The following is a 22846-nucleotide window of genomic DNA, read 5'->3' on the forward strand; positions in this document are numbered from 1 at the left end:
AAGTGGTCCCCTGTCGATGATGCCCGTATCGGTCAGTCGATAGTGGCCACGACAGGTGCATGGTCGGACGGCTGTTCCCACTTGCGGGGCACGCGGTCGATCACGCACGCCGTGCAGCGGCCGGCGAGGGCGGGCGAGAGCAGGATATGGTCGATGCGCAGGCCCTTGTTCAGGCGGAAGCCCAGCTGGCGGTAATCCCACCAGCTGAACGATTTGTCGGCCTGCTCGAACAGGCGGAAGGCGTCCGTCAGGCCGATGTCGAACAGGCGCTGCAAGGCGGCGCGTTCCTTGTCCGAGACCAGTACCTGGCCTTCCCAGGCGACGGGATCGTGCACGTCGCGATCGTCGGGCGCGATATTGTAGTCGCCGACGACGGCCAGTTGCGGGTGCTGCTGCGCTTCTTCGGCCAGCCAGTCGTGCAGGGCGGCCAGCCAGCCCAGCTTGTATTCATATTTGTCCGAATCGACGCTCTGGCCGTTCGGCACATAGGCGCAGACGACGCGCACGCCACCGATGGTGGCGGCCAGGATGCGCTGCTGCGCATCTTCATAGCGCGGGTTGTTCCTGACCACGTCGGTGATCGGCAGCTTCGACAGGATGGCCACGCCGTTATACGTTTTCTGGCCGCTGAAGACCACCTGGTAGCCGGCCGCCTCGATCTCGGCGACGGGGAACTTGTCATCCGTGAGTTTGGTCTCTTGCAGGCAGAGTATGTCGACCGGGTTGTCTGTCAGCCACTGCAGCACTTGCGGCAGGCGCACTTTGAGCGAGTTGACGTTCCAGGTGGCGAGTTTCATGGGAAAAATCCTTGCTTGAATGGGTGGCGATAGGCGCGAATCTTACCGCATGCGTGTCGATGACGTCTTGCGCCGCTTGCCGGGTAGGGGCTTTATTGACTGGCCGGGAAAAAGAGTACAAATAAAGTATTTATACTTAACCAATCGTGGCGCATGAATATTATGTTTTTGTGTATCATTGATCAACCCCTATGTTTGATTTGGCATAAGTGGCTGGCGCGGCAGGATGCGTCCCGCCGTTTAACGCGACAAAGGTGTAAAGTTTCTCGCTAAAACGCGATAAAAACTACTAAAATGGCACCGTGTAACAACTGTGTCATACGGCTTTGTTACAGCCAAGTTAAGAACCGAACAGGAAGCAGTTGTAATTAGTTGTAATTGCTATTCCGATTACATGACCACTGTGCCGGGGACGGAGCGTCAATTCCGTCCCTGGCGCCGCCAGACTTGTTATATAAATTGCAGTACTATATCTATGAGACTGTTTTACGACATCAATAGATGGTACTATTTTGAAATGTTGCAGTTTTAATAGTGAGACTTGCGCGTAGCATTTGCAAAGGAAGAAAATGCGAACTGCATTTGAAGCGTGGGCGCAGCGTGACGGCCACATTGTGCGGCGAAGAGAAGACAAACCGGATGAGTACCTGATTTTCGAGACCCAGCGCCGCTGGGTTATCTGGCAGGCTGCTCTGACGCATGGCAAGACGGCTGCCAAGCCGCGCGTGAGCGCGGCCGAAAAGGCGGCGAAAGCCCAGCGCGCGCTGGAAATGTCCTCCGATGAAGCGACCGTGCGCAACAAGGTGCTCAATGAGGTGCTCGACGCCTTCAGCGGCGCCGATGGCGCGGCCGGCATGGAAGGCATACTGAAAGTGATCCAGGGCCTGAAGCAGAAGCAGAAGGCACTGGCCGACGACAAGAGCGAAGATTCTACGGCTTGAGGGGACGGCGATGCGTTATCGGCACTACAAGGGCGGCATTTATGAACTGGTGTGCGAAGCCACGCTGGAAGCGGATCTGACGCCGATGATCGTGTATCGCGCCGCCGACGGTTCCATCTGGACCCGGCCGAAAGACGTGTTCTTTCAACTGATCGAAGTCGAAGGCGTCATGGTCCAGCGTTTCGCTCCCATCAACTGATGGCCGCCTGCGTGCGTGCCCGGGATTCTTTCATGCGTAAATTGCTGCCTGCCGCTCTGGTGCTGGGCTTTGCCTGCGCCGCGGCGCACGCCGAAACCATCGGTTCGGTCGACACGGTGTTCAAACTGATCGGCCCTGACCACAAGATCGTCGTCGAAGCGTATGACGACCCGCGTGTCGCCGGCGTCAGCTGCTATCTGTCGCGCGCCAAGACGGGCGGCATCAAGGGCGCCGTCGGCCTGGCCGAAGACAAGGCCGATGCGGCCGTGGCGTGCCGCCAGGTGGGGCCGCTGCAATTCAAGGGCAAGCTGCCACGCCAGGAAGAAGTGTTTACCGAGCGTGCCTCGATCTTCTTCAAGCACGTGCGCGTCGTGCGCATGGTCGACAGCAAGCGCAATGCGCTGGTCTACCTCGTGTATTCCGACCGCCTGATCGATGGCAGCCCAAAAAACAGCGTCACCGCCGTCGCCGTGCCCGGCGACCAGCCGATTCCCGTCCGTTAATCGAGCGTCCCATGCGCCTGCCATCGTCTGCTGCCCTTGCCGCCAGGACGCTGCTGCTGTTTGGCCTGGGCGGCTGCGCCACCCTGACGGGCAACACCGAGCAGATGGTGCTGGTGCAAACCATCCAGGATAACCGCGAGCTGACGGGCGCCGGCTGCATCCTCAGCAACGACGTGGGCAAGTGGTTCGTCACCACGCCCGGACGCATCACCATCCGCAAGAGCCAGGAACCGTTGAAGGTTGACTGCCGCAAGCACGGTTCGCCCGCCATCGCGACGGACGACCATATCGACCCCAAGCTCAATGGCAGCGTCTGGGGCAATGTCATCCTGACCCTGGGCGTCGGCTATTTCGTCGACCGCAACACGGGCGCCGGCTTCGATTACCCATCGATTCTGACCATCGTCATGCAAGACCCCGCGCGCCTGGTGCCGCCGCCCGCGCCGATGCCAGCGCCGCCCGCGGCCGCCGTGCCGGAAACGGTGGTGCAGCCGAAGGTGGCGCCATCGCCTTTGCCCAATCCCGTCGTCTACTGATTAAGAAGCCACGCATAAAAAAACCGCCATGGTCGCAAGACCTGGCGGTTTTTTGTGCCTGACGATGCCGGTAGCGCAGCGCTACCGGCAGGCGTCAACTTACACGCGGTTGATCAGGAACGTGGTCAGCAGGGGAACTGGACGACCGGTCGCGCCCTTCGATCCGCCCGACTTCCATGCCGTGCCGGCGATGTCCAGATGCGCCCAGGTGTACTTCTTGGTGAAGTTTTCCAGGAAGGCCGCTGCCGTCACCGAACCGCCGCCTGGCGTGCCGATGTTGGCCAGGTCGGCGAAGTTCGACTTCAGCTGCTCGTTGTACGCCTCTTCGATCGGCATGCGCCATGCCGTGTCGCTCGACTGTTTGCCCGCTGCCAGCAATTCATTGGCCAGCTGGTCATGCGCCGCATCGCTGCGCGTAAACAGGCCGCTGTTGTGGTGGCCCAGGGCCACGACGCAAGCGCCCGTCAGGGTGGCGATATCGACCACGGCTGCCGGCTTGAAGCGTTCGGCGTAGGTCAGCGCGTCGCACAGCACCAGACGGCCTTCGGCGTCCGTGTTCAGCACTTCGATGGTCAGGCCGTTCATGGAGGTGACGATGTCGCCCGGCTTGGTGGCGCGGCCCGACGGCATGTTTTCGCACGCGGCGATGACGCCGATGACGTTCAGCTTCAGGTTCATTTCGCCGATGGCGCGGAAGGTGCCCAGCACCGAGGCGGCGCCGCACATGTCGTACTTCATTTCATCCATGCCAGGACCGGCCTTGATCGAAATGCCGCCCGTGTCGAAGGTGATGCCCTTGCCGACCAGGACCACCGGAGCATCCTTGGCCTTGCCGCCCATGTGTTTCAGGACGATGAACTTCGGCGGTTGCTCGCTGCCGTTGGTGACGGACAGGAAGCTGCCCATTTTCAGCGCTTCGAGCTGTTTGCGGTCCAGCACTTCGACTTCGAACTTGTAATCCTTGGCCAGCTGCTTGGCCGTGTTGGCCAGGTAGGTCGGATTGGCGACGTTCGCCGGCAGGTCGCCCAGGTTGCGCGTCAGGTCGGAACCGTTGGCGATGGCGATGGCTTGCGCCAGCGCGCCGCGCGTGGCGCTTGTCGCCGGCGCTGCCAGGACGATCTTGCGCACGCCTGCAGGCGCCGGATCTTTTTTGCTTTTTTGCGAGTCGCAGCGGTATTCGCTGTCGTGGGCGGCTTGCACCACGCAACGGATTGCCCAATTTACGTCGCGCTCTTTCACTTCAGCCAGCGGTAATGCGATAATGGCGTCCGCAGCGCCCAGCGAGCCGAAGGCCTTCAGTGCGGCTTGTACGCCGGTCGTGAAGCTTTTTTCGCTGACAGTGTCATCGCTGCCCATGCCTACCAGCAGAACACGTTCGGCGGCGACGCCATCGACTGCGCGCAGCAGCAAAGTGCTGCCAGGCTTGCCGCTGATGTCGCCGGACTTCAGCGCAGCCGAAATCGCACCCTTGCTGTCCAGCGATTTTGCCGCTGGCGACAGTTTTTTGTTTTCGAATACCGCAACCGCGATGCATCCGCTTTTGGCCGTGCCGAGGGTGCTCTTGGTATCGAATGCTTTTATGCTAAAGTCCATTTGGTTCTCCGTTTTCATTTACTAGTAACGTGTTACTCAACTAACTGACCCGAATTATAAACTCCGAATGATCTTTCAACGCGCCCTTCGACGTGAATTGGCTAGTGCCGCCGGGGCCACCTTCACAGTTTTGTTCAGCATCCTGCTCACCTGGATGCTGATCGGTATTCTCGGCAAGGCGGCGGGCGGCAAGATCGCGTCGTCCGACGTCATGTCGCTGATGGTTTTTTCCGCCCTGATGCAGCTGCCCACCATCCTCATCCTCACCGGTTTCATCTCGGTGCTGATGGTCGTTACCCGCAGCTACAAGGAGTCGGAGATGGTGGTGTGGTTCGCCTCCGGCCTGAGCCTGTCGCGCTGGATCTGGCCCGTGCTCAGCTTCGGCCTGCCGCTGGTGCTGGCCACCGGCGTCCTGAGCCTGTACGCCACGCCGTGGGCGCAAAAGAAAAGCGATGAATATGTGGCGCGCTTCGAGAAGCGCGAAGACCTGCAGAAAGTCACGCCGGGCCAGTTCCGCGAATCGGCCGGCAGCAACCGCATCTTCTTCGTCGAGGGCGTCAGCGGGGAGAAGACCGTGGTGCAAAACGTCTTCGTCAATACCGTCGATGAAAAAGGCAGCGCCGTCGTCGTCGTCGCCAAGGAAGGCGTGATCAATACCGACGCCAAGGGCGAACGCTTCCTGGTGCTCAAGAGCGGCCGCCGCTACCAGGGTGTGCCGACGCAAGCGGACTTCCAGACCATGGAATTCGAGCAGTACATCATGCGCATCGAGAGCAAGCAGCAGGAGCTGGGCGCGGAACTGGGCGTGCGCGCCATGAGCACCATGGCGCTCATCGCCGAGCCGAATCCCTACACCATGGCTGAATTGCTGTGGCGGGTCAGCGCGCCCCTGATCGGCCTGATGCTGATCCTGCTGGCCATCCCGCTGGGCTTTGTCAATCCGCGTGCCGGCAGTTCGACCAATTTGATTATCGCCCTGCTGATTTTCTTTACGTACAGCAACCTGATCAAGGTCATCGAAGCGAGCGTGAAGCAGGGCCGCCTGACTTTCGGCCTGGCCTGGTGGCCGCTGCACCTGCTGGCGGCGCTGGCCGTGGTGGCGCTGTTTGCGTGGCGCCTGAATGTGAACCACCGCTATCATCCGCTGGTCCTGCTGGCGGCTTTCAAGCGCGCACGCCGCGCCGGCAACACAAGTAAAGCGGCATCGAAATGAAGATTTTACAGCGCTATTTTGCGGTCTCGATATTCCAGGCGGTGCTGTTCGTGCTGCTCGCCTTTTTGGCACTGCAAGCCTTCATCGACCTGACGGGCGAGCTGCCCAAGGTGGGGCGCAACGGCTACACCATCCAGTATGCCTTCCTGTACGTGCTGGTGCTGGTGCCGGGACACGTGTACGAGGTGATGCCGATCGCGGCGCTGATCGGCACCATTTATACGATGGCGCAGTTTGCCGCCAGTTCCGAATTTACCATCATGCGCGCATCGAGCATGTCGACGGCGATGGCGGCCGGTTTCCTGTTCCGCATCGGTATCGTCTTCGTCGTCATCACCTTCATCTTCGGCGAGTTGATCACGCCGCGCACGGAACCGCTGGCCGAACGCCTCAAGCTGACCTCGCGCGGCGCGGCCGTGTCGAGCGAGTTTCGCTCGGGCCTGTGGACCAAGGACATGGTCAAGAGCGAGGGCTTGACGGGCACCGTCACCGGTTCGCGCTTTTTCAATGTCGGCGAAGCGCGTCCGGACGGCCAGCTGAAAAACGTCAAGCTGTATGAATTTGACACCGATATGCGCTTGCGCACCTTGACCGTGGCCAAGGGGGCTACATATCAGGGCAATAATATCTGGCGCCTGACCGATGTGACGGAAACCTCGTTCTCGAACAGCGCGGCCACTTCGCCCGGCTTCGAGCCGAAGCTGGCGAACTACTATGGACAGGAAACGAGCCTGGTGCACACGGTGCAAAGCGCCAGCAAGGACATGACGTCGGAAGTGACGCCGAAGATCCTGACGGTGTCGGCGTCCGATCCCGAGCGCATGTCGGCCAGCGAACTGGCCGTGTACACGCGCCACCTGGCCGAGAACAAGCAGGAGACGGAGCGTTTCCGCATCGCCTTCTGGAAAAAGCTGATCGACCCGCTGGCCATTTTCGTGCTGATGGCGCTGGCGCTGCCGTTCGCCTACATGCATACGCGCAGCGGCGGCATCAGCCTGAAGATCTTCATCGGCATCATGATCGGCGTGAGCTTCATGCTGGTCAACACCCTGTTCTCGCATCTGGGGCTGCTCAGCACCTGGCCGGCCTTCCTGACGGCGGTGGCGCCGAGTGCCCTGTATCTGCTGCTGGCGCTGGGCGCCCTGTGGTGGGTGGAGCGGCACTGATGGAGGCGAACGTGAAGCAGGCGCTGGTCCTGTTTGCCCACGGCGCGCGCGCCGCATCGTGGGCCGCGCCCTTCGAGCGCCTGCGCGACCTGACCCAGGCACGCATGCCTGCTACCGGCGTGCACCTGGCCTTCCTGGAGCTGATGACGCCGCGCCTGCCCGAACTGGTGGCGACCCTGCTGGCCGAGCTGCCCGCCGGCGCCATCCTTGACGTTACCGTGGTGCCCGTGTTCCTGGGACAGGGCGGGCATGTGCTGCGCGACTTGCCGCTGCTGCTGGAAGAACTGCGCCAGCAGCATCCGGCACTGCGCCTGAAGGTGGTCGAGGCGGTGGGCGAGAACGCCAGCGTGCTCGCCGCCATCGCCGATTACTGCGTGGCGGCGCCAGGTTCCAGCCTTCTGCCTTGAGCGGCATCGACATCGTCTACCTGTGGGTGGACGGGGCCGATCCCGCCTGGCGCGCGCGCCGGCAGCACGCCTATGCCGCCTGGGCGCAGGCGCATCCCGGCCAGCTGGCCCTGCACGGCAACGTGGCGGGGCGCTACCGCGACAACGGCGAACTGCGCTACAACCTGCGCGCGCTCGAGCGCTTCTTCCCCGGCCACGGCCACATCTATCTGCTGACGGACCGGCAAGTGCCCGACTGGCTGCGCGCCTCACCGCGCCTGACGGTGGTCGACCATGCGAGCCTGATGCCCGATGCATCCTTGCCGGTGTTTGATTCCGGCCATATCGAATCGTATCTGCACCATATTCCGGGCTTGTCCGAATGCTTCCTGTATCTGAACGACGACGTATTTTTCGGCGCGCCGTTCGAGCCCACATTCTGGTTTGGCGGGGCAGGCGACCGGTGTTTGAGTGTTTTCACGGAGAGTGGGCTGCAGGATGACCTGCCGGACTTGCGCGCCGACGTGGCGGCGCCTGTCAATTGCGCCACCTTGTCGCGGCAATGGCTGTCGGCGCAGTACGCCGATTACAGGCATGAACCGCACCTGTATGCGCATGCGCCGCGGCCCATGCTGAAAAGCGCGCTGCAGGTACTGGAAGGGCTGGCGCCGGCCATGTTTGCCGGCGTGCGCGCGACGGTGTTCCGTTCGTGGCAGGTGCCGGCGTTGCTGCCCGACCTGGTGCCGCGCTGGATGGTGCATCAGGGACTGGCGCGCTCGCACATGCTCGACCCGCTGCATATCGCCAGCGGCGATGTGCAGGCGCCGCAACAGCTGGAGGAGCTGGCGGCGCGTTTCGGCAGCTTGCCGTTTTTCTGTATCAACGATACCTGCGACGAGGCCGACGATGACGACCCGCGTTTGCTGCGCGTGGCCGCTACCTTGCAGCGGCTGCTGCCGCTGCCATCTTCATTTGAAGGCGCTTAAGCGGCTTTCTTCTTCGGCGCCAGGCTGATGCGGGCGGCGGCCGAACTGTCGGACAGCGAAGCGAGGAACAGCAGCAGATAGGCGCCCAGTTCGAAGACTTCCTCACCCAGCAGCGCATAGGCGTCCGGCATGCCATGGAAGACCTTTTTGTCGAACGGCCAGCCGGCAACCATCAGCAAGCCGCCGATGGCCGTCAGGATGGTGATGCGCATGCTGAAAATCAGGCCGGCATGGGCAAACACCTTGCGCGCGCGCGGCGCGAAAAAGATCAGTATGCGTATCAATATCAGCAGTTCCACCACGCGCAGGGCTTTTTCCAGCTGCGCCCAGGCGGGCGCAGTGCCGAACTGGTCGATATCGAGTTCGCGCAGCAGGAATCCAAACAGCAGGGCAGACAAGCCGGCATGCATGAGGAAACGCAGCGACTGCCGGTCAGTCTCTTGCCAGGCGCGCACGCCGTGCACGGTGCAAGCGAGGGCCAGGAACAGCGCTTGCAGCCATTCCAGCAAATGGTTTTCGTCGTCGATATTCGGAAACACCGTCCACAGGGCGATGGAGGCGAGCATGCTGAGCAGCACAGCGCTGGCGACGCCGACATTGCTGCGGCTGAGCGAAGTCAGGGCTTCGCGCATGGAGGTGAAATTCATGTGTGATCGTAAGGCTAAAGTTGCGCGGCGCGGTATTGCAGCCTGCGGGCGCAGCTTTTTTCGGGGAGGGTCAGCCGAGAGACCGCATGGCAAGCGCTATGGCGGGGCGAAGCGTGAATTTATTGCTATCACGCAACAACTTCTCGAGAAAAGATGCGTGAGCATCGTATCATGTTTTTTCTGAAGACGTCGGTTACTGACTTTAAAGTCGGTAAAATACGCTGTGTTTATTCAAGCATGGCGCGCCAGAATGGCAACCGGTTCTGCGATGGCTTGGTGCGTGCGCGCGGCCATGGCGTCGCCCAGCATCACCAGCACGGGGCCTTGGGTGTCGCCCAGTCCATGCGCCAGGGCGCTCAGCGGCAGGCGCACGATGCGCTGGTCCGGGCGGCTGCAGTTTTCGATGACCACCACCGGGGTGTCGGCACGGCGGCCCTGCGCCAGCAGGCGCTGCGCCGTGGCGATGGCTTCGCGGCCGCCCATGTATTGCACCAGGGTATCGCAGTCGGGAATGCGCGTCTGGTCAGGTTCTCCCGGCGCCGTGCTGGAAGTAAAGAAGGCGACGCTGCGCGACACGCCCCGCTTGGTCAGCGGCTGCTGCGTGGCGGCCGCGGCTGCCAGGGCCGTGGTAATGCCTGGCACCACTTCCACGTCGATGCCCGCTTCTTCCAGCGCGCGCAGTTCCTCGTCGGCGCGGCCAAACAGCATGGGGTCGCCCCCTTTCAGGCGCACGACGATGGCGTGCTTGTGCGCGTTGTCGACCAGTTGCTTGTTGATGAAGGCCTGCGCCGTCGACAGCTGGCCGCAGCGCTTGCCGACCAGAATCTTCTGCGCCTGCGGGCACAACTCCAGCATCTCTTCGGTGACCAGCGCGTCGTGCAGCACGACGTCCGCTTGCGCCAGCAGGCGCGCGCCGCGCAAGGTCATCAGGTCTTGCGCGCCGGGGCCGGCGCCGACCAGGTAGACCTTGCCGGGGAGAGATGGGGAGCTGTTCATATGGCTGCCTTTCCTGGACTATGCGGGGTTAGAGTCGAACCATGCCGGCCGCGACCGTTTGGTGGGTGACTTCATCGATCAGGATGAAGGCACCGGTGGCGCGGATATCGGCATACGCGTCGGCCGCCAGCGCCTGTTGCACGTTCAGGCTGATGCGGGCGATATCGTTCAGCTTGAGGCCTTCGGCCGGATGGCGCTGCTGCGTATTGATGTCGAGGATCGATTCGATCGCCGTCACCTTGGCCGCCGTCTGCTTCGTGCCATGCTTGATCCAATATTTGCGGCGCAGGTCCAGCGCGTCTTCCGACAGCCAGCACACGTCGGCCACAACCTGTTTCAGCAGGGTGGCAGGGCGCTCGCTGCTGGCCAGCAAGTCGCCGCGCGAGATATCGAGGTATTCATTGAGCAGCAGGGTCACGGACTGGCCCACCACGGCCGTTGGCAGCGAGCCGTCCAGGGTGACGATATCCTTGACGGTGGCCGTCTGGCCCGACGGTTGCACCACGAGGGTGTCGCCGATGCTGACCTTGCCCGCCTCGATGCGGCCCATGTAGCCGCGGAAGTCGTTCGCTTCGTGGCCGTTGTGGCGCGCCACCAGTTGCACCGGAAAGCGGAAGGGCGTGTCGTGCGATTCGTCGTAGACGGACAAGGACTCAAGCAGCTCGATCAAAGTCGGACCCGTGTACCAGCCCAGCTTGTCGCCGCGTTCGACGACGTTGTCGCCGGTGAGTGCCGACAGGGGGATCGGCGTGATGTCCTTCAGTCCCAGCGACTGGGCGAATTCGCGGTAGGCGGCGACGATGCGGTTATACACGGTTTCATCGTAGTCGACGAGGTCCATCTTGTTGACGGCCACAACCACGTGCTCGATCTGCAGCAAGTGGGCAATCGTCGAATGGCGCTTGGTCTGGATCAACAGTTCCACGCTGCCATCGTCGCCGAGTTTGACTTTCGACACGTCGATCAGGATGATGACGGCGTCGGCGGTGGAGGCGCCCGTGACCATATTGCGCGTGTATTGCTCGTGGCCCGGCGTATCGGCGATGATGAATTTGCGTTTCGGCGTGGCGAAGTAGCGGTAGGCAACGTCGATGGTGATGCCTTGCTCGCGTTCCGCTTCCAGGCCGTCCGTCAGCAGCGACAGGTCGACCGTGTCGCCCACCGTGCGCTTGTGCTTGGAGCGCGACATGGCGTCGAGCTGGTCGGCAAAGATGCCCTTGCTGTCGAACAGCAAACGGCCGATCAGGGTGCTCTTGCCGTCATCGACGGAACCGGCCGTGATAAAACGCAACATGCCGCGTTCGACGCTGTCGGTGAGGTTGGTGTTCTGGAGTGCTGCGTTCATTAGAAATACCCTGCTTTCTTGCGTTTTTCCATCGAGGCTTCGGAAGTCTGGTCATCCATGCGGGTGGCGCCCCGTTCCGTGATTTGCGTGATTGCCGTCTCGGCGATGATGGCGTCGACCGTGGCCGCATCGGACGATACGGGGCAGGTACACGAAATATCGCCCACCGTGCGGAAGCGCACGACTTGCGTTTCCACCGTTTCACCCTCGCGCGGCGGCGTCAAATCTGTCAGCGGCACCAATAAACCGTTGCGCGGGATCACCTGGCGCTCGTGCGCAAAGTAGATCGGCGGCAATTCCAGTTGCTCGCGGGCGATGTATTGCCACACGTCCAGTTCGGTCCAGTTCGAGATGGGGAAGACGCGCATGTTTTCACCGGGATGCACGCGGGTGTTATACAGGTCCCACAATTCCGGACGCTGGGCTTTCGGGTCCCAGGCGCCGAATTCGTCGCGGAACGAGAAGATGCGTTCCTTGGCGCGGGCTTTTTCTTCATCGCGGCGCGCGCCACCGATGCAGGCGTCAAAGCCATGTTCGGCGATGGTTTCCAGCAAGGTCACGGCTTGGGCCGCATTGCGCGAATCCGTGGCCGGGTTGCGCAGGCGCACGGTGCCGCGCTTGATCGAGTCTTCCACGGAGCCGACGATCAGGCGTTCGCCCAGTTCCGCCACCTTCTTGTCACGGAACGTGATGACTTCCGGGAAGTTGTGGCCCGTGTCGATATGCACGAGGGGGAATGGAAACTTGCCCGGGCGGAAGGCTTTTTCGGCCAGGCGCAGCAGGACGACGGAATCCTTGCCGCCCGAAAACAGCAGCGCGGGGTTGGCCGATTCGGCCGCCACTTCGCGCATGATGTGGATGGCTTCCGATTCAAGGCTGTCGAGGTGACGCTGGTTCAAAATATTGCTCATATGGGGTGCTTTCTTGTTCTGCTGAGTCTGTTATGTCTGTTCAGGCTGCCACGGATTTGATGCGTATCAACTTACCGTCCACCATGTGCAGGCCGCATTCCTTGGAGTCCGGGTTTTCCCACCACCAGCGTCCGGCGCGCACATCTTCGCCTGGCTGGACGGCCCGCGTGCACGGTTCGCAGCCGATCGACGGGTAGCCCTGGTCGTGCAGTGCGTTGTAGGGCACGTCGTTGGCGCGGATGTAGGCCCATACGTCTTCTTCCGACCAGTCGGCCAGCGGATTGAATTTCGTCATCGCATGCGCCGCATCGTCTTCCTGCACGTGCAATTCGGCGCGCGTGGTGGACTGCGCGCGGCGCTGTCCCGTCACCCAGGCCTTGTTGCCGGCCAAGGCGCGGCCCAGCGGTTCGACCTTGCGGATGCGGCAGCATTCGCGGCGCATCTCGACGCTGTTGTAGAACGCATTGAGACCGTTCTGTTCCACGTAGGCGGCGACTGCTTCCGGCTGCGGGCGGTACAAGGTGATGTCGTGGTCGTAACGGGCCTTGACCTTGTCGAGCACGGCCAGGGTTTCCTGGTGCAGCCGGCCTGTTTCCAGGGAAAAGATGCCGATGGGCAGCTTTGCCTTGAGTATCATGTGGGTCAGCACCATGTCTTCGGCTGCCAGGCTGGACGCAAACACGGCCGGCGAAAAATCCGCGGCGATGCGTGTCAGCGTTTGCTCGGTGGCGTCAATCAAAGAAGTCAAATTGCTCATGATCGGTCCTCAGATGCCGGCCGCATTGTCGAGGTCAGGATTCTGGCCTTCGCGCTGGTGGCGGCGGAACAGCGGCGATTTTTGATCCCACGAAGCCTGGTAGGTTTCCGAAAAGACCGACAACCCTTTCAGGGCGTCATGGATGCTGCGGTCCGGCCGAGTGGCATACGCATCGAAACCGACGCGGTGCATCGAAAACAGCTGGTCGCGCAGCACGTCGCCGATGGCGCGCAATTCACCCTGGAAACCCAGGCGGGCGCGCAGGTTGAAGGCGATGGAATAGCCGCGGCCATCCGTGAATTTCGGGAAGTCCACGCCGATGACGGGCAGTTGCGCCACATCAGCCGCCAACTCTTCCGGGCGTTCGTCGCTGGCCAGCCACACGCCGATGTCGGGCAGGCGGGCGGCCAGGGTTTCGCGCTGGGCTTGCCATACGGGCAGGGGCACGATGACCTTGCCTGCAGGCACGACCACCGTTTCCGGCGTGTCGGTTTCATCGAGGCGCAGCAAGCCCCAGGTATTCGGCACCACGGCGGCGTTCTTGATGATTTCTTCGCGTACTTCAAACATATTCGTCTTCTCCCACCAGGTTGCCGACGGTGATCGGCGTTGCATATACGTGTTCCTTGAACGGCGCCAGGCCCAGGCGCTGGGCCGTATCGACGAAGCGCTCGCCTTCATGGCGGTCGCGCACATAGACGTGCAGCAGGCGGCCGATGACTTCAGGCATCTGCAGGGAAGAGAACGATGGTCCGATGATCTTGCCGATGGCCGCGTTGTTACCTTGCGCGCCGCCAATCGACACTTGATACCATTCGCTGCCATCCTTGTCGACGCCGAGGATGCCGATGCTGCCCACGTGATGATGGCCGCAGGCATTGATGCAGCCGGAAATGTTCAGTTCGATCTCGCCGATGTCGTGCTGGAAGTCGATGCTGTCGAAGCGTTCCGCGATGGCGGCCGCGATCGGCAAGGACTTGGCGTTGGCCAGCGAGCAGAAATCGCCGCCGGGGCAGCAGATCATGTCCGTCAGCAAACCGATGTTCGGCGTGGCCAGGCCGTGCGCCTTGGCTTCCTGCCACAGTTTGAACAGTTTCGACTGTTCCACGTCGGCCAGCACCAGGTTTTGCTCGTGCGTCACGCGCAGTTCGCCAAAGCTGTAGCGGTCGGCAAGATCGGCCACGAAGTCGATCTGCTCGGCCGTCGCGTCGCCGGGAGGCACGCCGGTTTTCTTCAGGGACAGCACCACGGCCACGTAGCCGGAGCGCTGGTGTGGCTTGACGTTGCGCGCCAGCCAGTTCACATACGCCTTGTTGTCCGCGTGTTCCGCCTTGTAGTCGAGTTCCGGCAGGGCCAGGTAAGCAGGTGGATTGAAGAAGTCCGCCACGCGCTGCATTTCCTCGGCCGTCAATGTTTCCGGACCATCCTTCAAGTCGACCCATTCCGCTTCCACCTGGCGCGTGAATTCTTCCACGCCGATGGCTTTCAGCAAGATCTTGATGCGCGCCTTGTATTTGTTGTCGCGGCGGCCGTGCAAGTTGTACACGCGCATGATGGCCTGGATGTAGGTCAGCAAATGCTGCCACGGCAAGAAGTCGCGCACGACGCTGCCCAGGATCGGCGTGCGGCCCATGCCGCCGCCCGCCATCACCTTGAAGCCGACTTCGCCAGCGGCGTTGCGCACGGCCGTCAAGCCGATGTCGTGCACGGCGATGGCGGCGCGGTCTTCCTCGGCGCCATTGATGGCGACCTTGAATTTACGCGGCAGGGCGATGAACTCGGGGTGGAAGGTGCTCCACTGGCGCAACACTTCCGCGTACGGGCGCGGATCGATGATTTCATCGGCCGCGACGCCGGCGAACGGGTCCGATGTTGTATTACGGATACAGTTGCCGGACGTCTGGATCGCGTGCATTTCCACGGATGCCAGATCGGTCAGGATATCGGGCGTCTGTTCCAGCTCAATCCAGTTGAACTGGATGTTCTGGCGCGTCGTGAAGTGGCCATAGCCGCGGTCGTACTTGCGCGCGATGTGCGCGAACATGCGCATCTGCGTCGACGACAGCAAGCCGTACGGCACGGCGATACGCAGCATGTAGGCGTGGCGTTGCATGTACAGGCCGTTTTGCAGGCGCAGCGGAATGAATTCCTCTTCCGTCAGTTCATTGGCGATACGGCGCGCAACCTGGTCTCGGTACTGGGCGATGCGTTCTTTGATGATGAGGTGGTCGTACTGATCGTAATGGTACATATCAATTCCTAAAAAAGCCGGGGTGCTGGAAGATTGCCTGGGATTATGTTCTTGATACTGCTCTTGTCACTTGTTCGGTCATTAATAGATTAGCTTCACTGCCACGCCGGTCAAGGTCATCGCCAGCAGGACTCTTAAAAACTTTTCCGGCACGGAGCGGGCGACCCAGGAACCCAGGGTGATGCCGGGCAGGGAGCCGACCAGCAGCGAGGCCAGCAATTCCCAGTGGATGGAACCGAGCCACCAGTGGCCCAGGGCGGCGATGGCCGTCAGGGGCACGGCGTAGGCGATATCGGTGCCCGCCACTTCGGCGGAGCTCATGCGTGGATACAGCATCACCAGCAAGGTTGCGCCGATGGCGCCGGCGCCGATTGACGAGACCGTCACCAGCACGCCCAGCACGGCGCCGGAAATAATGGTTGCGGCGGCAAGCTTGTTGCCTTGTAATTGTTTCTCAGGGTGTGCATTGATCCAGGCCAGCATGCGGCCCTTGAAAATCAGCGCCACGACGGTCAGCAGCACGGAGCCGGCGATGGAGTAACGGATGATCTGGCCGATTTCCGGGGACAGGGTGCCGAACGACTTCAGCGCCAGGGTCGCGATGACGGCGGCGGGCAGGGCGCCGATGCACAGGCGCTTGACGATATCCCAGCGGATGGTGCCGCGCAGGCGGTGCGTCAGGGTGCCGGCGCTCTTGGTGATCGAGGCGAAGGCCAGGTCGGTGCCCACCGCCACGGAAGGCGGCACGCCAAACAGCAGGGTTAACAGCGGCGTCATCAGCGATCCGCCGCCCACGCCGGTCATTCCTACGAGTAATCCTACGGCAAATCCTGAGACTATATAAGACAAAGTCATGCTTGCACCCCCAAAGTACCCGCAATAGTAATAAACTTAAGGTTTAATCCAAACTACTTAGTACGCATTTGCTTATATGCGATATGCGTATATGCATGAACGCAAAATCATGGGTGGGGCGGAAACTCGGCAAATCACGGCAATCTAGGGCAAACCAGCAATGAATCTCCATCAACTGCGCTTCGTGCGCGAAGCGGTCCGGCAGAATTACAACCTGACGGACGCCGCCAAGGCCTTGTTTACGTCGCAACCGGGCGTATCGAAAGCCATCATCGAGCTGGAGGAAGAGCTGGGCGTGGATATTTTTACGCGCCACGGCAAGCGCATCCGCGGCTTGACGGAGCCGGGCCGCCTGGTGCTGGAATCCGTCGAGCTGATCATGCAGGAAATCGACAGCATGAAACGCATCGGCAAGGAATTCGCGGCCCAGGACAGCGGCAGCTTTACCATTGCCACCACGCACACGCAGGCCCGCTACACCTTGCCCAAGGTGGTGCAAGCCTTCATGCTGAAGTTCCCGAAGGTCAGATTGTCTTTGCTGCAAGGAAATCCGCGCCAGATCGCCGAGATGGTGCAGCGTGACCAGGCCGACCTGGCCATTGCCACGGAATCGATCGCCGCCATCGATGGCTTGATCACCTTGCCATGCTATCAATGGGAGCACGTGGTGGTGGTGCCGGTCGACCATCCGCTGCTCAAGTCGAAGTCCGTGACCCTGGAAGAAATCGCCGCTTTCCCCCTGATTACCTATGACAGCGCGTTCGCCGGACGCAACAAGATCGACCACGCTTTCGTGCTGCGCGGACTGAAACCGGACATCTTGCTCGAAGCCATCGATGCGGACGTGATCAAGACTTATGTCGAGTTGGGCATGGGGATTGGTATCATAGCGGGTATGGCCTTCGATGCCGAGCGCGACAAAGGCTTGCGCGCCATCCCTGTCGGCCACCTGTTCGGCATGAATGTGTCGCGTGTGGCCGTCAAGCAAGGCGCGTATTTGCGCAGCTATATTTATACCTTTATCGAGTTGCTGACACCGACCCTGAACCGCAAGCTCATAGAGCAGGCCATGAGCGGCGATAAAGAGCACTACGAACTATAACAATGCAGGAAGTCGGCCGGGCGAGTTGCCTGGCCAAGATTATTTAAGAAGAGAAGAAACAATGATTACCGATCAGCTTGCCAAATATTACGCCACCATCGCGCAGCAGTATGAGCGCGTCTATGACAAGCCAGAACGCCAGGAAGACCTGGAAGTGTTGCGCGACAAGGTCGCCGATGTGCTGGAAGGCCACACCGTGCTGGAACTGGCTTGCGGCACGGGTTACTGGACGGAAGTGGTCGCCGAATCGGCCGAGTCCGTGCTGGCCACCGATATCAACGATGAAATGCTGGCGCTGGCCCAGGCCCGCGGCTTGCCCGACAACGTCACATTCGCCAAGCTCGACGCATTCAACTTGCCCGATGATCTGCTGGGCAAGTTTACGGCCGTGTTCGCAGGTTTCTGGTGGTCGCACGTCAAGCGCGAAGACCAGGATAAATACCTGAAGCAATTGCGCAGCAAGCTGGGCAAGGACATCATGCTGGTGCTGATCGACAATTCCTATGTCGACGGCAGCAGCACTGTTATCGCGCGCACCGACCTGGAAGGCAATACGCACCAGTTCCGCACGACGGACGCGGGCGAGCGCTATGAAGTGCTGAAGAATTTCCCATCGGATAGCCACCTGCGCAAGAAGTTTGCCCACTCTGCCCGTGAAATCCGCATGAAGCGCCTGGAATACTACTGGCTGCTGAGTTGCCGCCTGAAATAAGGCCGGCACGGCAAGATAAACCGCCCTTGGGCGGTTTTTTTTCGCCTGTTGTTTTTATCTGACACGATGTTGTGCAAAAAAACAACATCTTGTCGATGTCATATTGTTGAAGTATTTCGTTGGCATGATTCGGTTCAGCAGCTAAGCAGCTCAGCAGCAGCTCAACTTGTCCAACCTAATGTAGAGAATCTCAAGTGAAAAAAATTACTCTGGCAGCATTGATCATCGGCACCTTCGCAGCAGCTACGGCACAAGCACAATCGAACGTCACCGTGTATGGCCTGGTTGACCTCGGTATTGCCAAGACCACTGGCCAGCCGACGGTACAACGCGAAAACAACGCGTCGCGCCTCGGTTTCAAGGGTACGGAAGATCTGGGTGGCGGCCTGTCCGCAATTTTCAACCTGGAAAGTGAATTCCTGGCTGACACCGGCGCGCAAAAAGGCGTGTTGTTCGACCGTCAAGCTTACGTGGGCTTGAAAGGCGCGTTTGGTACCGCCATCCTGGGCCGCACCAAGAACCTGGTCGATGGCACCATCGCCCGCGTCGATCCCTTCAACACCTACGGCGTGGTCGGCAAGAACAATGAAACCCTGCTGCGTTCGGGCGTCGGCTCGTCGCGCGTCAACAATGCCGTGACCTACAACAGCCCAAGCTTTGAAGGTTTCGTGGGCAGCCTGCAATACGTGCTGAGCGAAGTCAACAGCGCTGACGCAGGCGTGATCGGCCTGGCAACTTACGACAACGGCCCGATCAGCTTGCACGCCGGCTACGAAAAAGCCGTGCAAGCAACGGCAACGGCCGCCAAGCCGGACCTGTGGTCCATCGGTGGCGGCTATAAATTCGGCCCGGCCAAGATCACGGCCGCCTACTCGAAAGGCGACACCAAGGTTGCCACGACTGGCGAATTCAAGTCCTACCTGATCGGCCTGAACTACACGGTTGGCGGCGGCGATGCCAAAGTGTCGTATGGCAAGCAAGAGCAAAGCAACAACAAGTTCAAGGATCAGGACACCATCAAGGAGTTCGGCGTTGGTTACGACTACCACCTGTCGAAGCGTACCGACGTGTACGCTTACGCTGGCCGCGAGCGCGTCAAGTCGCTGACCTCGTACCAGATCGGTCTGGCACACAAGTTCTAAGCAGTATTCGATGTGACGAAGTAGAAGGCGCCTGCGGGCGCCTTTTTTATTGCATCGCCGCTGCTGCCGCTTCCGCATGCATGGGCAGCGAGATTTCGATGCGTGTGCCGCCCAGTTCGCTATCGGCGCCGATATGGATGCTGCCATTCAAGCCCCACACCCGCTCGCGCATGCCCAGCAAGCCCAGGGCCGTGGCTTTTTCCAGATCGTGCTCGGCAATCCCGCGACCATCATCCTGGATGGTGATGGCCAGCGAGGAATCGATGCGGTGCAGGGCGATGGTGATGTGGCTGGCCTCGGCATGGCGCGCGATGTTCGTCAGCGCTTCCTGCACGATGCGGTAGATGGCCGTGCTGCGCGCATCGTCGAGCACGAGGTCGGCTTCGTCGGCCAGCAAGTCGAAATGGATGGCGCGGCGCAGCAGGAAGTCGTGGCGCAGTTTTTGCAGCGCAAAATACAAGCCCCCTTCATCGAGCGCGCGCGGACGCAGGTTGCTGGCGATGCGCCGCAATGAGGTGATGGCCGTCACCAGCAAGCCATCCATGTTGTGCAACAACGCTTGCAGGGACGCGGTGGTGTCCGTGTGCTGGCGCACCAGAGTCAGGTCGACGCGCAAGGTGGCCAGCAATTGCCCCAGATCATCATGCAGTTCACGCGCGATATGCTTGCGCTCTTCTTCGCGGATCGATTGCAGCGCGCTCGACAATTCGCGCAGTTGCGAAAAGGAGCGGGCCAGTTGTTCATGCATCTGCTGGCGCGCGCTGATGTCGCGCACGATGATGGTAAACACGCTATGGCCGTCTTCCTGCATGGCCGAAAGCGAGCCTTCGAGGGGGAACATGACGCCATCGCTGCGCCGGCCCGTCAGGGTGTAGTCGGTGGCGCGCCGGCCCGTCAGGCGCAGTTCCTGGCCGATGTCGCCAAACGGCGGATCGCCCTCGTGCGTGCCCAGGCCGCCCAGGGTACGCAAATCGCGCAGGATGTAGTGGCCCAGGCGCATGCCGCGCATGCCGGCCGGCGTGTCGTCGAACAATCTGGCTGCCGCCGCGTTCGCGTGCAGGATGATTTGCCCGCTGTCGATGCTGATGATGGCGTCGCTGGCGCTGTCGATGATGGCCTGGCCACGCGCCTGCCGTTGCCGGCGGGCTTTCAGCGGAGGAAACAAGCACAGCAAAAGCGCTGCCGCCATGCCGAGCGGCAGGATGCGCAGCAGTGTGGAACTGCCTCGGTCAGGCATGGGATTCTCCTTGCGAACGTGAACGAAGGCAGGCAAGACAGGACTTGATGTAGCCTATGCCTGTTGGGATGGCGTGGCTTGATGTGGCGCAGGAAGGGGAAAGAAGAGGGGCAAGCGCCGCGCCGGCCTGGGCCGGGCGGCGGCGGGAGGCTTACATTTGCTTGAACAGGTGCAAGAAACTGCGGCTCACTTCGAGCTTGTCGGACTTGCCCTTGATGAGCACCAGGTGGCGGCCGCGGATATCGCGCGTCACGCCTTCGATGGCATTCACGTTGACCAGGGTGGCGCGGTGGATTTGCCAGAACAGCGAAGGATCGAGCTCTTCTGCCAGGTCGCGCACGGGCTTGCGGATCAGCGCCTCATACTTGGCCGTCTGCACGCAGGTGTATTTCTCGTCGGAACGGAAGAACAGGATCTCTTCCACGGGGATCATGCGCAAGTCCTGGCCGATGCTGGCCTGTATCCATTGCAAATAGGTGGGCTTGGCCGTGATTTTTTCCGCCAGTTGCGACAGCATGGCCGTGACGCTGCTGTTGACGTCCAGGGCCGGCTTGTTCAAATGCGTTTTCAGGCGCTCCACGGTGACCAGCAAGCGCTCATGCTCGGGTGGCTTGAGCACATAGTCGACGGCGCCCCGCTCGAAGGCTTCGACGGCGTGGCTATCGTAGGCCGTGACGAAGACGATATGCGTCTTGCCACCGATCACTTGCGCCGCTTCCATGCCCGTCTTGCCCGGCATGCGGATATCGAGGAAGGCAAAGTCCGGCTTGAGTTGCTCCACCAGTTCGATCGCTTCGTCGCCATTCTTGGCTTCGCCGATGATTTCCAGTTCAGGCCAGGCTTGGCCCAGGCGCAGGCGCAGCTGGTCGCGCATCAGTCTTTCGTCGTCGGCAATAATAGCGGTAGGCATAGGTCTCAAGTGTGAACAGGCGAAGATTGATTATTCAATGATTTAGCGTTTTTATCAACTACTCTGTCTTATTTGGACAATTGATATGGCACTTCGATCACGGCGCACACGCCGGACGGTTGATTTGGCGTAATGGTCAGGCTGCCCTCGTCACCATGCAGCAGCTTCAGGCGCTCACGGATGGTGGGCAAACCGAGGCCCGTGCCATCGCTGGGCACCACGCCAAAGCCGAGGCCATCATCGGTCACCGTGACGCGCAGCTTGCTGTGCGCCACTTCGGCCACGATGCGCAGGGTGCCTCCCTCCGGTTTGACTTCCAGGCCGTGCTTGATGGCATTTTCCACCATCGATTGCAGCATCATGGGCGGGAAGGCGGCGCTGCGCAGGCCGTCGGGAATCTGGAAGTCGACGGTCAGGCGTTCTTCCATGCGCATTTTCAGCAGATTCAAATACGCTTGCACCATGTCCGCTTCACGGCCCAGGTTGGTAATCAGGGCGTTGTCGCGCATTTGCGGCAGTACGGCGCGCAAATACTGGATCAGGCTGCGCTGCATCTTGGCCGCGCGTGGCGGATCGACCTGGATCAGGTGTTCGACGGAGGCAAGCGTGTTGAACAGGAAGTGCGGCTCGACTTGCGCCTGCATCATCTGCATCTTCGCTTCGCTGAGCTGGCGCTGCATGGATTCCCGTTCGGCCGCTTCATTTGCCGTGACGGTTTCCGCCTCCGCCCGTTTCTTGCCGCCGACCAGGGCTTTCATGGCGAACAGGGCCAGTACCAGAAGGGACACAAAGCTCTTGAACCAGGTCGAGGCTTGCTGGTGATAGCGCGACACTTTTTGTTCTGCCGCATCATCGACCGCTTCTTCGATGGCATTCGACAACTCTTCGCCGATTTGCGGCGGCAGTTCGATGTGGACTTCTTCGCCCGAGGCATTCGTCGTTACTGGGTAGCTGGGTTTGGCAGGGGCGGCAGGTGGCTCGGGTGGTTCCGGCGGCACGGTACTGGCCTGTGCGTCCGCCTCGGCGGCATCAGCCGGATCGCTGGCGGCATCGGCCGCGCTGCTACGGCGGTTCTTGCTGCTGCGGGGATTGAAATGGATGCCCGTATCGTCGATCAGGATATTGGTCTCGCCCGAGCCCTTGCTGCTGCGTTTATGCGACTTGATGACCACTTCTTCGTTCGGGCTGGACGAGAAAAGCTCATCTTGCAAAATGGAACCGGCGATCAGGGCCAGTGCAGCGAACAGGAAAAATTTCCACCAGGACAGTTGGGTGACCCAGGTCGTCGTCGCGTCGAATGCCCGTTGCAACCAAGCAAGGATGGTTTTCAACAATTGGGGCAGGCTGGAAATCGGAAGCATGGTGGCACTTTCAAGTACAAGAGTTAATCGACGCAGCGGGCAAGTTTAACCCCTTGTTGAGTAGCGTCAGAGTCTGATGTTGCCACTGTGCCTAAAGACCACGAACTACGCCAGCCGATTGCGACAGGCTGCACAAAAAGGCGCTTGAAGTGAAGACTATGCTTGCTGGGCGGCGAGGGCGGGAAAATAGCCCTTGCGGGGTGGGCGGGGCGGGGCTATAATTCGCCCCCTCGCTGAACGACGCATGCAAATGCAGAGTAAAGCAGGGTGGAAAAAGAAGGTTGACGAAATGCTGCAAAT

General features: G+C 60.9%; 24 protein-coding genes. 11 read left to right on the forward strand and 13 right to left on the reverse strand.

Annotation, left to right across the window (positions count from 1 at the left end):
- Positions 1–32: 32 nt before the first annotated feature.
- Positions 33–797, reverse strand: a complete 765-nt coding sequence (xth, locus tag SJI03_RS14710) for an exodeoxyribonuclease III (RefSeq protein WP_322427669.1) — start codon at positions 795–797, stop codon at positions 33–35.
- A gap of 569 nt (positions 798–1366) precedes the next feature.
- On the opposite strand from xth, the gene SJI03_RS14715 reads away from it, so the two are divergent.
- From SJI03_RS14715 to SJI03_RS14730, 4 genes are read left to right on the forward strand one after another with little or no spacing between them, the layout of a single operon-like run.
- Positions 1367–1738, forward strand: coding sequence for a hypothetical protein (locus tag SJI03_RS14715; RefSeq protein WP_034751548.1), 372 nt, complete (start codon positions 1367–1369; stop codon positions 1736–1738).
- 10 nt (positions 1739–1748) lie between these two features.
- The gene (locus tag SJI03_RS14720; RefSeq protein WP_034782199.1) at positions 1749–1937 is read left to right on the forward strand and encodes a DUF1653 domain-containing protein; all 189 of its coding nucleotides are present in this window, start codon (positions 1749–1751) and stop codon (positions 1935–1937) included.
- 32 nt (positions 1938–1969) lie between these two features.
- On the forward strand, positions 1970–2440 hold the full coding sequence (locus tag SJI03_RS14725; RefSeq protein ID WP_058049645.1) for a CreA family protein: 471 nt from the start codon (positions 1970–1972) through the stop codon (positions 2438–2440).
- 11 nt (positions 2441–2451) lie between these two features.
- Positions 2452–2976 (forward strand): hypothetical protein, encoded by a 525-nt coding sequence (locus tag SJI03_RS14730; protein ID WP_322427670.1) that lies wholly within the window; start codon positions 2452–2454, stop codon positions 2974–2976.
- 99 nt (positions 2977–3075) lie between these two features.
- Here the strand turns inward: SJI03_RS14730 and SJI03_RS14735 are convergent, their stop codons facing one another.
- Positions 3076–4569, reverse strand: a complete 1494-nt coding sequence (locus SJI03_RS14735; protein WP_322427671.1) for a leucyl aminopeptidase — start codon at positions 4567–4569, stop codon at positions 3076–3078.
- A 67-nt stretch (positions 4570–4636) separates the two neighbouring features.
- Here SJI03_RS14735 and lptF point away from each other — a divergent pair, with 67 nt between their 5' ends.
- Genes lptF through SJI03_RS14755 form a run of 4 tightly spaced genes read left to right on the forward strand, consistent with a single transcriptional unit; the run spans position 4637 to position 8320 of the window.
- Positions 4637–5782 (forward strand): LPS export ABC transporter permease LptF, encoded by a 1146-nt coding sequence (gene lptF, locus SJI03_RS14740; RefSeq protein WP_099378996.1) that lies wholly within the window; start codon positions 4637–4639, stop codon positions 5780–5782.
- A complete protein-coding gene (gene lptG / locus SJI03_RS14745; RefSeq protein ID WP_099378997.1) occupies positions 5779–6948 on the forward strand; it encodes an LPS export ABC transporter permease LptG in 1170 nt (389 codons plus the stop codon). Before lptF ends, lptG begins: the two co-directional genes overlap by 4 nt.
- Complete coding sequence (locus SJI03_RS14750; protein ID WP_322427672.1) at positions 6948–7355, forward strand: CbiX/SirB N-terminal domain-containing protein; 408 nt, start codon at positions 6948–6950, stop codon at positions 7353–7355. The genes lptG and SJI03_RS14750 overlap by 1 nt, the downstream gene beginning before the upstream one ends.
- A complete protein-coding gene (locus SJI03_RS14755) occupies positions 7352–8320 on the forward strand; it encodes a stealth family protein (protein ID WP_322427673.1) in 969 nt (322 codons plus the stop codon). The genes SJI03_RS14750 and SJI03_RS14755 overlap by 4 nt, the downstream gene beginning before the upstream one ends.
- Here SJI03_RS14755 and SJI03_RS14760 read toward each other — a convergent pair.
- The 8 genes from SJI03_RS14760 to SJI03_RS14795 all read right to left on the reverse strand — a co-directional run bounded on the left by SJI03_RS14760 (position 8317) and on the right by SJI03_RS14795 (position 16082).
- On the reverse strand, positions 8317–8967 hold the full coding sequence (locus SJI03_RS14760; protein WP_322427674.1) for a hypothetical protein: 651 nt from the start codon (positions 8965–8967) through the stop codon (positions 8317–8319). The genes SJI03_RS14755 and SJI03_RS14760 overlap by 4 nt on opposite strands.
- A gap of 231 nt (positions 8968–9198) precedes the next feature.
- Entirely contained in the window at positions 9199–9963 is a 765-nt protein-coding gene (cobA, locus tag SJI03_RS14765) for a uroporphyrinogen-III C-methyltransferase (RefSeq protein WP_322427675.1), read from the reverse strand.
- Between the two features lie 28 nt (positions 9964–9991).
- The gene (locus SJI03_RS14770) at positions 9992–11308 is read right to left on the reverse strand and encodes a sulfate adenylyltransferase subunit 1 (RefSeq protein WP_099379002.1); all 1317 of its coding nucleotides are present in this window, start codon (positions 11306–11308) and stop codon (positions 9992–9994) included.
- Positions 11308–12219 carry a sulfate adenylyltransferase subunit CysD gene (cysD, locus tag SJI03_RS14775; RefSeq protein ID WP_034782216.1) on the reverse strand — a complete coding sequence of 304 codons (912 nt, stop codon included), beginning with the start codon at positions 12217–12219 and terminating at the stop codon, positions 11308–11310. Before cysD ends, SJI03_RS14770 begins: the two co-directional genes overlap by 1 nt.
- Positions 12220–12259: 40 nt before the next feature.
- Positions 12260–12976 (reverse strand): phosphoadenylyl-sulfate reductase, encoded by a 717-nt coding sequence (locus SJI03_RS14780; protein WP_099379003.1) that lies wholly within the window; start codon positions 12974–12976, stop codon positions 12260–12262.
- A 9-nt stretch (positions 12977–12985) separates the two neighbouring features.
- Positions 12986–13546, reverse strand: coding sequence for a DUF934 domain-containing protein (locus SJI03_RS14785; RefSeq protein ID WP_219312948.1), 561 nt, complete (start codon positions 13544–13546; stop codon positions 12986–12988).
- Positions 13539–15227 carry a nitrite/sulfite reductase gene (locus SJI03_RS14790; protein ID WP_322427676.1) on the reverse strand — a complete coding sequence of 563 codons (1689 nt, stop codon included), beginning with the start codon at positions 15225–15227 and terminating at the stop codon, positions 13539–13541. Before SJI03_RS14790 ends, SJI03_RS14785 begins: the two co-directional genes overlap by 8 nt.
- Before the next feature lie 81 nt (positions 15228–15308).
- Positions 15309–16082 (reverse strand): sulfite exporter TauE/SafE family protein, encoded by a 774-nt coding sequence (locus SJI03_RS14795; protein ID WP_034782225.1) that lies wholly within the window; start codon positions 16080–16082, stop codon positions 15309–15311.
- 160 nt (positions 16083–16242) lie between these two features.
- On the opposite strand from SJI03_RS14795, the gene SJI03_RS14800 reads away from it, so the two are divergent.
- The 3 genes from SJI03_RS14800 to SJI03_RS14810 all read left to right on the forward strand — a co-directional run bounded on the left by SJI03_RS14800 (position 16243) and on the right by SJI03_RS14810 (position 19038).
- Complete coding sequence (locus tag SJI03_RS14800; RefSeq protein ID WP_034751505.1) at positions 16243–17184, forward strand: CysB family HTH-type transcriptional regulator; 942 nt, start codon at positions 16243–16245, stop codon at positions 17182–17184.
- A gap of 61 nt (positions 17185–17245) precedes the next feature.
- Positions 17246–17896, forward strand: coding sequence for a class I SAM-dependent methyltransferase (locus SJI03_RS14805; protein WP_099379006.1), 651 nt, complete (start codon positions 17246–17248; stop codon positions 17894–17896).
- Positions 17897–18090: 194 nt separating this feature from the next.
- On the forward strand, positions 18091–19038 hold the full coding sequence (locus SJI03_RS14810; RefSeq protein ID WP_046682561.1) for a porin: 948 nt from the start codon (positions 18091–18093) through the stop codon (positions 19036–19038).
- 46 nt (positions 19039–19084) lie between these two features.
- Here SJI03_RS14810 and SJI03_RS14815 read toward each other — a convergent pair whose 3' ends face one another.
- From SJI03_RS14815 to SJI03_RS14825, 3 genes are all read right to left on the reverse strand, one after another.
- Complete coding sequence (locus tag SJI03_RS14815) at positions 19085–20275, reverse strand: PAS domain-containing sensor histidine kinase (RefSeq protein WP_322427677.1); 1191 nt, start codon at positions 20273–20275, stop codon at positions 19085–19087.
- A 151-nt stretch (positions 20276–20426) separates the two neighbouring features.
- Positions 20427–21185, reverse strand: coding sequence for a LytR/AlgR family response regulator transcription factor (locus tag SJI03_RS14820; protein WP_035825940.1), 759 nt, complete (start codon positions 21183–21185; stop codon positions 20427–20429).
- A 68-nt stretch (positions 21186–21253) separates the two neighbouring features.
- Positions 21254–22546, reverse strand: a complete 1293-nt coding sequence (locus SJI03_RS14825) for a sensor histidine kinase (protein ID WP_099379008.1) — start codon at positions 22544–22546, stop codon at positions 21254–21256.
- Positions 22547–22846: the final 300 nt, after the last annotated feature.

The sequence above is a fragment of the Janthinobacterium sp. GMG1 genome (assembly GCF_034427795.1).
Lineage (GTDB): Bacteria > Pseudomonadota > Gammaproteobacteria > Burkholderiales > Burkholderiaceae_D > Janthinobacterium.

Coding starts and splice junctions, on each gene's coding strand:
- xth (WP_322427669.1), bottom strand. CDS start 797: ATGAAACTCGCCACCTGGAACGTCAACTCGCTCAAAGTGCGCCTGCCG.
- SJI03_RS14735 (WP_322427671.1), bottom strand. CDS start 4,569: ATGGACTTTAGCATAAAAGCATTCGATACCAAGAGCACCCTCGGCACG.
- SJI03_RS14795 (WP_034782225.1), bottom strand. CDS start 16,082: ATGACTTTGTCTTATATAGTCTCAGGATTTGCCGTAGGATTACTCGTA.
- cysD (WP_034782216.1), bottom strand. CDS start 12,219: ATGAGCAATATTTTGAACCAGCGTCACCTCGACAGCCTTGAATCGGAA.
- SJI03_RS14790 (WP_322427676.1), bottom strand. CDS start 15,227: ATGTACCATTACGATCAGTACGACCACCTCATCATCAAAGAACGCATC.
- SJI03_RS14815 (WP_322427677.1), bottom strand. CDS start 20,275: ATGCCTGACCGAGGCAGTTCCACACTGCTGCGCATCCTGCCGCTCGGC.
- SJI03_RS14820 (WP_035825940.1), bottom strand. CDS start 21,185: ATGCCTACCGCTATTATTGCCGACGACGAAAGACTGATGCGCGACCAG.
- SJI03_RS14750 (WP_322427672.1), top strand. CDS start 6,948: ATGGAGGCGAACGTGAAGCAGGCGCTGGTCCTGTTTGCCCACGGCGCG.
- SJI03_RS14785 (WP_219312948.1), bottom strand. CDS start 13,546: ATGTTTGAAGTACGCGAAGAAATCATCAAGAACGCCGCCGTGGTGCCG.
- SJI03_RS14770 (WP_099379002.1), bottom strand. CDS start 11,308: ATGAACGCAGCACTCCAGAACACCAACCTCACCGACAGCGTCGAACGC.
- cobA (WP_322427675.1), bottom strand. CDS start 9,963: ATGAACAGCTCCCCATCTCTCCCCGGCAAGGTCTACCTGGTCGGCGCC.
- lptG (WP_099378997.1), top strand. CDS start 5,779: ATGAAGATTTTACAGCGCTATTTTGCGGTCTCGATATTCCAGGCGGTG.
- lptF (WP_099378996.1), top strand. CDS start 4,637: ATGATCTTTCAACGCGCCCTTCGACGTGAATTGGCTAGTGCCGCCGGG.
- SJI03_RS14780 (WP_099379003.1), bottom strand. CDS start 12,976: ATGAGCAATTTGACTTCTTTGATTGACGCCACCGAGCAAACGCTGACA.
- SJI03_RS14730 (WP_322427670.1), top strand. CDS start 2,452: ATGCGCCTGCCATCGTCTGCTGCCCTTGCCGCCAGGACGCTGCTGCTG.
- SJI03_RS14720 (WP_034782199.1), top strand. CDS start 1,749: ATGCGTTATCGGCACTACAAGGGCGGCATTTATGAACTGGTGTGCGAA.
- SJI03_RS14800 (WP_034751505.1), top strand. CDS start 16,243: ATGAATCTCCATCAACTGCGCTTCGTGCGCGAAGCGGTCCGGCAGAAT.
- SJI03_RS14825 (WP_099379008.1), bottom strand. CDS start 22,546: ATGCTTCCGATTTCCAGCCTGCCCCAATTGTTGAAAACCATCCTTGCT.
- SJI03_RS14725 (WP_058049645.1), top strand. CDS start 1,970: ATGCGTAAATTGCTGCCTGCCGCTCTGGTGCTGGGCTTTGCCTGCGCC.
- SJI03_RS14805 (WP_099379006.1), top strand. CDS start 17,246: ATGATTACCGATCAGCTTGCCAAATATTACGCCACCATCGCGCAGCAG.
- SJI03_RS14715 (WP_034751548.1), top strand. CDS start 1,367: ATGCGAACTGCATTTGAAGCGTGGGCGCAGCGTGACGGCCACATTGTG.
- SJI03_RS14760 (WP_322427674.1), bottom strand. CDS start 8,967: ATGAATTTCACCTCCATGCGCGAAGCCCTGACTTCGCTCAGCCGCAGC.